At 33.2% G+C, this 2,390-nt stretch carries 2 protein-coding genes; both read left to right on the top strand.

Annotated features, from left to right (window positions below; genetic code table 11):
• Window positions 1-721: 721 nt before the first annotated feature.
• A complete protein-coding gene (locus tag FS806_RS25110) occupies window positions 722-1,840 on the top strand; it encodes a hypothetical protein (RefSeq protein ID WP_144942062.1) in 1,119 nt (372 codons plus the stop codon).
• Between the two features lie 84 nt (window positions 1,841-1,924).
• On the top strand, window positions 1,925-2,390 hold a 466-nt coding region (locus FS806_RS25105), incomplete at its 3' end, for a hypothetical protein (RefSeq protein ID WP_397348268.1).

The raw sequence follows: 2,390 nt of genomic DNA, 5'->3' as shown, positions 1-2,390 counted from the left end.
CTCCAACAATGGTTTGCTGGTTTACCCAGCTACATCAAGGCCTATCTGCCGAATTTAAGCTGCGAAAGTTGAGTTATTGAGTTATAAAACGCGCATTTCGGAAAGTGATGGAATGCTATATATTATGTAGGCCGCAGATTGTAAAACTATGTAGAAGCATCCCGAAGAATCAAAAGGATAGGATCAAAAAAATTTCTAAATGTTGGTCAAGATTTTCGTAAGGCTCAAGTAAAATGGATTAAATTAGTATATATTATAAAATAATGGTTTACAAATGAATTGTTTTGTCTTATCCTTAAAATAGAGTTGTTGTTAATATTTGGTGTTTTATTATAGCTCATAAAAGTTTGCCACAATGAGATAATCCCACTTTTCTCTTTTAACTTGCTAAGTTACCACTCTAAAAAATCTTAAAAACGAAATTTTCGACCTGTTTAAAATGGTTTCTATATGAATTGAGGAAGAAAACAAAATAATGCAAACAGCATAGAGATCGTTGATCAGGATTCGACACATATATCTCCCTGTAATTTATGAGGATGTGTTTAATGTCGCTTGATCAAAATTTGTGTGCTCATACCTTGGCTATAGATTAGGCAACCAGAGACTAATGCGTTACTCGTACTTTACAGTAGCAAAGGAAAATTAGGAGCCGCAAAAACAAGAAGAAAGGAGGGTAGTTACAGTTCGGTATCATTTTTTTCAATAAAGGAGGATGTCTGTGATAAAGAAATCAATGGCTATTGTCGCTTCCTGTATTATGATTTTTGGTTCGGGCTCTGCTTTGGCGGTAGAGAAAACAACAACATCTCAAGTTCAAGAAAAATATGCTTATTATACAATTGAAGGATTCACTTCATTAGATGAGAATGCACCTGAAGATTTTAAAGAAACAGATCAGTATGTTGAACACTATACTATTAATTTTTTTTACAATAATAATACTGCTTCAGAAGTCTCTGACAAAGTAGAAAGAGTTCTTTTAACGCCTGATACAAGCATCAAAATTAAACCAATTGAGTATATTGAAAATACTTTATTAACAGATGAAATTGAAATACCACTTTTTAAAGAACCAAAAGAATTCTATGCAATTTCAAATACTAATGAACAAGGTGGTGACAGTTATTTAACTTCAATTTCAACTAATGTTTTTTTTACTCCATTAAATAATGAGGAAAACGAAAACGATTTTTATAATAAGGAAAAAATAAGGACGATGGATGCTTCTCAATCCTTTACCTATTTGACTTCTTCAATATATGTAACTGATGAATATAATTCAGATAGAAGTCAAAAAAGACATCGGTTCTCTGCATATCATTCAAGACCTAATATTATCAATGATACACCTGGTTTTGCCAATACCACTTCTTATGATAGTAAGCCAGATGTTCTTGCATTAGCATGGAATGTAGGAGGGGCTATTCCTTTAAATGATCCTTCTATTAATATGACAGTTGCCTATAATAACCGTGTAGACGGCGACAACTACTACGCTGAATCTTCAACTCACTTAAATTCGACTAAACATAATACAATGTTTACTGGAACCTCAATAGGGTTTGAAATACCGGACACAAAGTATCGTGCGTTATGGCCACTTTGTTGGGCTTCTCAGTGGCATATTGAAGCTAAAAGTGGATGGTACAATGTAGGGTCTTATAATGGTGCAAACGGAACTGTTAGAACGGAACTTCTTCATACTTATACATCGCGAAATATTACAGTAACTCCTTCAATTGGCGGTCCTCCACTTGGAATTTCGCTATCGATTTCTGGAGAAACCCAAAGTAAAGTAGATATTGCATGGGTTTATTCGGTAGTAAGTCCGAACTAAAATAAAGAGGAACTAGGCTAAGCTCTAGTTCCTCTTTGCTATAATGATATACTACATAAGTATAAAATTGAAGGTGGAATAAAAATGAGGGGAAAAATCGTAGGAATTATTTTTTTTATATTTTTTATTATTTCAGCATGTTCTGGTGAGAAAGAGTACAAAAGCATTTATTATAGTGGAGAGAATTGGAATGTCCATATTGATAATAGGGTTTTGGAAGATCAAGGACAGAAATATTTTAATATTGAGTATACTTTCACAGGTACAATCGATGTGCTACAGGAGATAAAACATATTGCATTTGCTCAAGGGACTTCATTGGATACACAAGTGGTTAACCTATTTGATAATACTCAAAAAGAGAAACTGATAAAAGAAGGTAGTTATTCAGAAGAAGAAACTAAACGACTAGAAATTATATATATGGATTTACAACATAAAGTTGATAACAGTTTCATTATTTCATATAAATTCCTGGACAGTCAAAAGTTCTACAGCATTAAGAAGCGAGCGAATCGGCGTCAATATCAGTCGTTTCCTGCTTGGATTG

Source organism: Paenibacillus sp. 32O-W (assembly GCF_007679495.1).
In the GTDB taxonomy this organism is placed as follows: domain Bacteria; phylum Bacillota; class Bacilli; order Paenibacillales; family NBRC-103111; genus Paenibacillus_L; species Paenibacillus_L residui.
This window is presented reverse-complemented; position numbering and strand designations above follow the sequence as displayed.